This window comes from Croceibacterium salegens, assembly GCF_009827435.1.
In the GTDB taxonomy this organism is placed as follows: Bacteria; Pseudomonadota; Alphaproteobacteria; order Sphingomonadales; family Sphingomonadaceae; genus Croceibacterium_B; species Croceibacterium_B salegens.
Genome location: NZ_WTYM01000047.1, coordinates 1 through 7,804, shown reverse-complemented (window position 1 = coordinate 7,804; position 7,804 = coordinate 1). Strand labels below are relative to the sequence as shown.

Annotated in this window: 9 protein-coding genes; 3 read left to right on the top strand and 6 right to left on the bottom strand. The window is 54.7% G+C overall.

Features of this window, described 5'->3' with window-relative positions:
• The coding region (locus GRI89_RS12240; RefSeq protein WP_328598234.1) for a hydantoinase/oxoprolinase N-terminal domain-containing protein at positions 1–770 on the bottom strand (770 nt) is incomplete at its 3' end.
• A gap of 408 nt (positions 771–1,178) precedes the next feature.
• Positions 1,179–2,594, bottom strand: coding sequence for an arylsulfotransferase family protein (locus GRI89_RS12235; protein WP_159795936.1), 1,416 nt, complete (start codon positions 2,592–2,594; stop codon positions 1,179–1,181).
• Between the two features lie 196 nt (positions 2,595–2,790).
• On the opposite strand from GRI89_RS12235, the gene GRI89_RS12230 reads away from it, so the two are divergent.
• Both GRI89_RS12230 and GRI89_RS12225 read left to right on the top strand, forming a co-directional pair.
• Positions 2,791–3,084: a hypothetical protein gene (locus tag GRI89_RS12230; RefSeq protein ID WP_159795934.1), complete on the top strand. Its 294-nt coding sequence runs from the start codon at positions 2,791–2,793 to the stop codon at positions 3,082–3,084.
• A 441-nt stretch (positions 3,085–3,525) separates the two neighbouring features.
• Positions 3,526–4,485: a sulfotransferase gene (locus GRI89_RS12225; RefSeq protein ID WP_159795932.1), complete on the top strand. Its 960-nt coding sequence runs from the start codon at positions 3,526–3,528 to the stop codon at positions 4,483–4,485.
• Between the two features lie 378 nt (positions 4,486–4,863).
• Here the strand turns inward: GRI89_RS12225 and GRI89_RS12220 are convergent, their stop codons facing one another.
• On the bottom strand, positions 4,864–5,442 hold the full coding sequence (locus GRI89_RS12220; RefSeq protein ID WP_159795930.1) for a PAS domain-containing protein: 579 nt from the start codon (positions 5,440–5,442) through the stop codon (positions 4,864–4,866).
• Between the two features lie 146 nt (positions 5,443–5,588).
• On the opposite strand from GRI89_RS12220, the gene GRI89_RS18040 reads away from it, so the two are divergent.
• Positions 5,589–6,488: an META domain-containing protein gene (locus GRI89_RS18040; RefSeq protein ID WP_328598235.1), complete on the top strand. Its 900-nt coding sequence runs from the start codon at positions 5,589–5,591 to the stop codon at positions 6,486–6,488.
• On the opposite strand, the gene GRI89_RS12210 is transcribed toward GRI89_RS18040, so the two are convergent.
• The 3 genes from GRI89_RS12210 to GRI89_RS12200 form a co-directional block, all read right to left on the bottom strand.
• Positions 6,489–6,836 (bottom strand): hypothetical protein, encoded by a 348-nt coding sequence (locus tag GRI89_RS12210; protein WP_159795927.1) that lies wholly within the window; start codon positions 6,834–6,836, stop codon positions 6,489–6,491. It abuts the gene before it with no gap.
• Between the two features lie 188 nt (positions 6,837–7,024).
• Positions 7,025–7,189 (bottom strand): hypothetical protein, encoded by a 165-nt coding sequence (locus tag GRI89_RS12205; RefSeq protein ID WP_159795924.1) that lies wholly within the window; start codon positions 7,187–7,189, stop codon positions 7,025–7,027.
• Positions 7,190–7,220: 31 nt separating this feature from the next.
• A partial coding sequence (locus GRI89_RS12200; protein ID WP_159791433.1) for an IS6 family transposase occupies positions 7,221–7,804 on the bottom strand: 584 nt, incomplete at its 5' end.

The window sequence follows — 7,804 nt, the reverse complement described above, 5'->3', positions numbered from 1 at the left end:
GCCGGACCCGAGAGGATCGCGTCCTTGCCGCGAAAGGCGCGGGCATCGGCGAGGCCGCCGTTGGACTGCATGAAGCGCAAGACATCGTGCGGATGAAGCGCTTGATCGAGCTGTCGAACGTATCGATGGATGTTCGGCGTCAGGTAAGCGTCCACCACCGTGGTGTCGCCGCGCGGCACCAGCTTGACCAGCGGCGCGACCTCGTGGCTGGCGCTGACCTGCGCGAACCCGGCCTCCCGCGCCAGCGCCACCAACCGAGCCTCGTGCGCCGTGTAGCGCCAGCCGTGCATCAGGACGATGGCGATGGCGTCGATGCCCTTGGCGCGCACCCCGGCGAAGGCTGAGCGGACCGCGTCCTCGTCGAGCGGGCGCACCACAGTGCCGTCTGCCCCGACCCGCTCGTCGATCTCGATCACCTCGGCGGGGAGCTGTTCCGGCAGGACGATGTGGCGGGCGAAGATGTCGGGCCGCGCCTGGGTGCCGATGCGCAGCGCGTCGCCGAAACCGCGGGTGATCGCCAGCGCCAGCCGCTCGCCCTTGCGTTCGAGCAGGGCGTTGGTGGCAATGGTCGTGCCGATGCTGACTTCGGCGATCGGCGCATCGCCGTGCTCGGCGAGGATCCGCCGCACCGCCTCGCTCGCCGCGTCGGCGTAGTGCTCGGGGTCTTCGGAGAGCAGCTTGGCCGCGACCAGCGGCCCGTCGGGCGTTTCCGCCACCACGTCGGTGAAGGTCCCGCCCCGGTCGATGGCAAAACGATAGGCCCCGCTCATGCCCGCACCCATAGCCGCCAAACGCCCGCGGAAAAAACCGCCTTCCTACACGAACCATTTTGGTTCATGAGCATCGTGTCTTGGTGCTACCAGTACGAGCAATTCGCGTAGCCCACTGAAGCCAGTCATTGCCACCAAAAATTTGGCCAGAATGGCTCGAATACAATTGAACCAAACCCATGGAAGAATCGACGCCGAACTCAAATTGAAAATTCCAGACAATGTTCCTTTCTGGCCGGACAATTCTCAAACAAAGTTATTGAATGAGAAGCACAAATAGCACGGAGAAGTCACAGCGCCGACCAAGCGCCTATTCAGATACCGCATTTCAGGGCTGCGCAACCCTCGACTTGCATCGCGTGCTTATTAACATACTCCTCAATTGCATCCATAATAGGATAGTTAGTATTACTCAAAGGAAAGGTCACTAAGTTGATCTTCCGTAAGGTAATATACGCCATAGGGCTTGAAATATCCCGCCACTGGCCTGTCTTCTTTCAGAAATGGGGCAACGTCGAACACCTGCTTCATGAGCCATAACGGTTTGCCAGTTGCGATATCAATCTCAAAGGAACGCGAGCCGTCTTTCGAAGACACAATCGCACGACTCGAGTCGGGACTAGGCGAAACAGTACCCCCATCCTCGCTAGAGAAGGGCAATATGGACTCACTTTGGGCTTGTGGGAAAATTGTTGAATATCGGCCTGTCCCCATGTCGATGCGCAAGATGCGCGAGCCACCACGGAATCTCATGCCGCCTTGATTGTCGAATGCAATTACACTACCGTCTTTGAGAAAATGCGCACTATGCTGGGCCGCGGTACGTCCATTGATCATATGCTTAATTTGACCGGTTTGTGGATCAAGCATAATGATCGCACTTAGTTCGCGAACTGATACCAGTAGATCTCCTGCGTTGGCGCCCGGTATGCGGGAAGCCACCTCTTCCGTAGCGACATCTACCGAATTCAAATGAATAGGGTCACAATCATCTCGTACCGAATAAAGTAGCCCAGGATAGCCATCTCGCAGGAACGTTTCAGTTAGGAGAATTGTACGAACGACTTCTCCATTCTGGCGATAGATCCTTATACCCTCGTCATAGCTCTCGTGTTCGCACCGGTGGTTTACAGCATATTTTGAGAGGAAGTCAGGTGAACGTCGCTCCTGATATGGAGCGTAGATCAAGCCATCATCACCGATGTGCAACCAATGATGCGCACCATCCACATGCTGCCACACGACTTCCCCAGTCCAGCTTATTCGAGCAATCCCAGCAACATAGGGATAGGTGTTTCTAGCGTGAAATGTCGCAACAAGGCTACCGTCACGAAGCATTCCCAGTCCGACTGGATAGAAATTGCGGGGATTCACGTTTCCTTTGAATCCCTTAGCGTTCTTAAACAAAGCATCCAAAGGTAAGGGCCAAGCATGCAACACATGGCCTTGCCTATCAAAGATCCAAGCCAGGCAACCGAATTTGGGACACCTCTTTGCATCTTGGTTTGGGCCGCCAGTAACGAGCAACAATTCTTTTCCGGCGCTCTTGTCCAGCTTCGCAAACTCAGGTCTTGCACGGGCGCTTCTGTCTATCTTATTAAGGCTATTAAGGAAAACTTCGTCTTCCATCCCGGAGACCGCCTCAAACGCCCTAGCAGCATTCCGGAGTTGCTCGCTTGGAGGCAAGTGCCACTGCACCACCAAGGCACCAGCCAGGAAAGCAAACAACGCGATAGACGCAATGAATGCCACTAGCGACCAGTCGATCGCACGAAGCGATATCCCCTTTTTCAGCTTCAATACCCCGTCGAAAAGTGATGACATGCCCGATCACCTACTCCTACAACCGCACCAACTCTGTTCTCATGATGCGTTGACGCGACAGTTTGACATGACAACACATAGTATAACGAAATCTAAGTCCACGCGCCCTGACGGACTGCTTCAGCCGACCTTCGAATGATGAAAACCATTAGAAGATACACACCAAATCAGGAGACTTGCAAACCCTCTCTCAATTATGCGCAATTTGAAAAGAGGCATGCATTCTGCTAAAGACGTAACAGTCTCACTGGCGATTGATTTGACAAACAATGGAGCGAACGGCGTGAAACGAATTTTGTCGGCATTGCTGATCCTCTGCATTTCAACTCCAGCTCACTCATACGGTGGTCCAGGAGCCGGCATTGCGTTTATCGGTACATTGATTTCACTGATTGGAATTATCGCGATAGGGGGCGTCGGATTCCTCTGGTATCCCATAAAGCGTCTTTTGAAGCGCAACGAGAAAGAGCAGGAAACAGACGAGCAGTGATCGCAAATTATTGCGGCGCCGCCCTTCTTATATTCTCCACCTCGTGGCTTGTTGTGCGCCTAAGATTAGAAACGCATGCAACCGACATAATCGGCGTGACCCGAGATAGCGCAACTGTCTTTTCGGACAAGAGTCTTCCTGACAGTGAGAAAGAAGCAAGACTTCAAGAGAATTTTAGAATACTTATTCGACATTCCATATACTTGGTTGCAGGTCTATGCGTTGCATTGGGACTTCCTTTCCTTTTATTGTGGATCATAAGTCTGGCTGGCTTTCTGAATTTGAACGATTGTTTGGCGGCGTCGATATCTTGGCCGATGCTAATTCTCGGAATAGTTATTTTTATATTTCTTCTCTTCTCGGCGCGACGGAAGAATGCAAGATAATTACAATATCTTAGATCGAGTGCTTCATCGTTTCGCGCTTAGTTCGATAAATACGATGAAGATGCTGCACGATATCGAACTCGCAACACAATTGGGCCGTGCACCGCCGGACTCGGGCCGCCACGTTTTTATAACTGGGTTGGCGCGATCCGGAAGCACCGCATTACTGAGGAATCTCTACGCAACAAATCAATTTGGTTCACTCACCTATGCAGATATGCCTTTTGTACTTGCACCAAATCTTTGGACACAGATTTCGAGAAGGTGGCGGACGCCAATTGAGCCAATCGAAAGGGCTCACGGTGACGGAATCCAAATTGGTCAACAAAGCCCAGAGGCATTCGACGAAGTATTTTGGCGCCTCACGTGTGGCAGCTCCTATATCCGATCAAATGAATTGCTGCCTCACCGATTAAGTTCGTCAATGGTCGAGCGCTTTCGGAATTTCATTAGACTTGTACTACTTAACACTGATAGACATCGCTACCTATCAAAAGGTAATAACAATATCCTTAGGCTAAGTTCTTTAGCGGAGAAGATGCCCGATTGCACCATATTGTTGATGATTCGCGAACCGCATGACCATGCGGAGAGCCTATTGCGGCAACATCTTCGTTCGAAAGAACTTAAAGATTCTTTTCGCGTAGAATATAAACAATGGCTTGTTCACCATGAATTCGGCGAGGACCATCGCCCGTTTCGTTTTGTGAATTTACCCAATAGAAATAACACCACAATCGATTACTGGCTTGCAACTTGGATTTCGGTGTATCGAAGCTTATTCAATGTTGCCGCTGAATCGAAAAATGTCCTTATCGTACCGTATCGAGAATTTTGCGAAAATACGAAGTTTTGGGAAAATATTTGCTCTAAAATCGGTGTTGGCGAGACAGATCGGAACGAAATTTTATTGAGGGCTGGATCTGGATCTTCGCGACCGCCGGTTGACCAGATGCTTAGCGCGGAGGCCAGCGCACTATATGAAACGTACTGCGATCTCGCTATAAAATCTTGAATATTTAGATAGATGATTGAGATTGCCTTACATGGCTTGATCTGCGCTGTCTGCTACTCAGTCAGAACGAAAATGATGAAGTGTCGGCCAATGTGCGACTTCGACTATCCCAAGGGCTTCGGACATCGCAGACAGGCGATTGTTACAGCATGTGGATAGTTCGGTGTTTGGTGTGAGGGCGCCGTGCCGAATTGTAAGCGGCGATATTCATCCCAAGAGTACATCATTTTCGTCAACTTTAGTGGGTGCCATATTGATGCCTAAACAATGGGGCAATTAATTGCGACTTTTCAGCATGGATTCGCTGCACTCATCAGAAAGAGATAAGTGGGGCCGAAGAATAGGACCCTGGTGCCGAACGCACAAGTATTCGAGACTCTAGATATCCGCCCTCACGGCAATCCGGATGGCTTCCGCGTTGGTCGCCACCTGCAGCGACCGCAGCATCGCCGCGCGGTGCATCTTCACCGTCCGTTCGCTCAATCCGAGCGAGAACGCGATCTGCTTGAGGGGCTTGCCCCGGGCGAGCAGCGACAGCACGTCGCGCTGGCGGGGAGTCAGGTTTTGGGCAAGCCTCTTCGCGCGTTCCTCGCGCAGCGAGGCGAATGTCTGAGGGCTGTAACTGGACACATCGACCTGCGAGCCGATGAAGCCGGTCAGGCTGTGGTCGGCGTCGAAAATTGGTGCGATCATCACCGAATTGAGGAACGGGGTGCCGTCCTTGCGATAGTTGATGATCTCCGCGACGACCGGGCGCTGTTCGGCGATGGCATCGTGCAACAGCTTGCTGTGTTTCGGATCGGTTTCCGGACCTGTCAGGAAACGGCAATTCCGGCCGATAACCTCATGGCGTTCATAGCCAGTAAGTTTCAGGAACTGATCGTTGCATTCAACGATCGGATTGTCAGGCTGATGCGGATCCGTAACAATTGCGGCGCATCGTTCTGAAGTGGTCATCTGCGGTAGTAACTTAACCAAGTGCTGCCCCCAAACTGCTGCACTAATGTGCATATTGCCCCAATGCCGACCCGTTGAATAGTAGATTTCCGACACGCCCTGTGGGGAATGCGGCTTATTGGGTGACCCTCCCTACCCACAGAGAGATGTCCCGGCGGGGCGTGTTACCCTGCGGCACTCAAGAGGATCTATTGCCGGACAAGCCAATTCAGCGACGCACAATCGACGATTGCCCGATGCCAGCAAATTTACATTTTAGATCAATCTCCTCTATCGCCCTTTTCGGTGCCGGGTCAGCTTTCCTTGGCGCTTGCGCGTCGAGCGGGACGTATGCCCAGGTAGATGCCCCGAGGTATGAATTGCAGGACGTGACAATTACCGGTCGGGCCTCCTACGGCGATAAAACAGCGCCCGTTCCCGGTTCGACGCTAAACGTGCAATTACAGCAAGTTGCTCGCGCCGATGCCCCGGCAAGCATGATTTCCGAGAACGTCATCGATCTCGAAAACGAACGACCCCCGTTCTCGTTCCAGCTCGCGACAAAAGAATTTCAGATGAAAACCAATCTGAGATACGTCGTGCGTGCGACGATTTCAGGGCCGGATGGCCAGCTCTCCTGGACCACCGACCGGGCCTATCCCGTCGATCCGGAAAAGCGCGAGCAGGATGTCGGGACGCTCGAGCTCGTCAGGGTGGCCTCGAACGGCGCTTCGGGAGCCGGCCTGCCAGGGGATTCCTACCGGGTGGAGGACATCGACAGGACGGGCGTCATCGACAATTCGAACGTCACCGTCATGTTCGGTTCCGACGGGACCGTGAGCGGCTCGACCGGATGCAACACCTTCACCGGCAAGTACACGGTCGACGGCGCGACACTGTCCATCGGCCCGCTGGCCATGACCCGGCGCGCCTGCATCCCGGCGCTAGGCGAGCAGGAAACGCGCTTCGTGAAAGTGCTGCAGGACGTCTCGTCGTGGTTCATCGATCGCGGAGGACGCCTCGTGCTGCGGACAGGCGACGGCCGGAGCCTGACCGCGGCCTTGTAACTATCCCCCGGTCGGGAACAGGAAGGTGAGGGTGAGCTTGGGGCCCCAGTTCGGTCCGCCGGTGGGGCTTTCAACGTAATAGCGCACGCCGCCGCCGATCGAGACCGGCTGCTTGCCGAACTTGGTGAGCTGGCTGACGGTCAGGTTGATCGGCACCACCCAGGTGTCGGATATCCAGTTGTAGGTGGTTTCGGTGTTGAGTCCGAAGGTGGTCGCGTTCGAATTGGTATGGCTGACGAAGGGCTGCATGAAGGTCGCCGAAACGTCGCTCCGCGCGTCCGAGCCGGCGATCGACCAGATGTGGTTGGCCAACGCGCCGACGGTCGTCTTTCCTGTCTGCTTGAGCACGACCGCCGTCGGTCCGACACCCAGCTTCTCCGTGCCGAGGAACTTTTTGGTCGCCGTCGGGATCAGGATCGCGGGGCCGACGCCCTAGATGATGCCGGACTCGCCGACTTCCTTGGAGGAGTAGAACTGGCTCTGGACCGTGTCGCCGGGACCGAACTGGCTGGTCGATGGGCCCGTGCGTTTTCCTGTTAGATGATCGGGACGATGGTGCGCGAAATCATGTTCCAGTCTTCGCCGATCGAAATCGGGATGACCGGCTGGATATTGGGCGTCGACTTCCCGCCTTCGCCGTGGACCCCCAGGTCGAAATCGATATTCTTGGTGCTGTCAGTCCAATCGCTACAAGTCTCCAATTGACGCAGGTTGTGCAGGAAACACGAGGCTTCAGCTCACGAGCGACTGCCACTCGGCCAATGCGGCCGAGCGGCGAAGCTTGTAGGTCTGACGATCGACGAGGTGGCGTTCCGAATTGAAGTGATTGTGGAAGGAGGAATGGACGGAGGCGAATTTCTGCAGTGACTTCATCTGCCGAAATCGCAGCAATGCCCGCTCTCGTCGTCGGAAAGGCAAGTGTGAATTCTCGGCCCGATTGTTGAGCCAGCGGCCCATCTCGCGGCGGTCGATATTGTCCAGTTCCCGCATGGCAGCCGGATAGGAGCGCAGCCCGTCGGTGACGATTGCCTCGGGCTTGCCGTGCCGCTTCAGCGTCTTCTTCATGAACGCCAGAGCCGCGGATTTATCGCGTTTTCGAGTAACATAGCTCTCCAGCACCTCGCCCTCGTGGTCCACCGCCCGCCAGAGGTAGACCATCTCTCCGTTCAGCTTCACGTACATCTCGTCGAGGTGCCAGCGCCACTGACGAAAGCCGCGCATCCGGTTCACCCGCTGCCGCCGGATATCGGCAGCAAACAGCGGGCCGAACCGGTTCCACCACAGCCGCACCGTCTCGTGGCAGATGTCGATCCCGC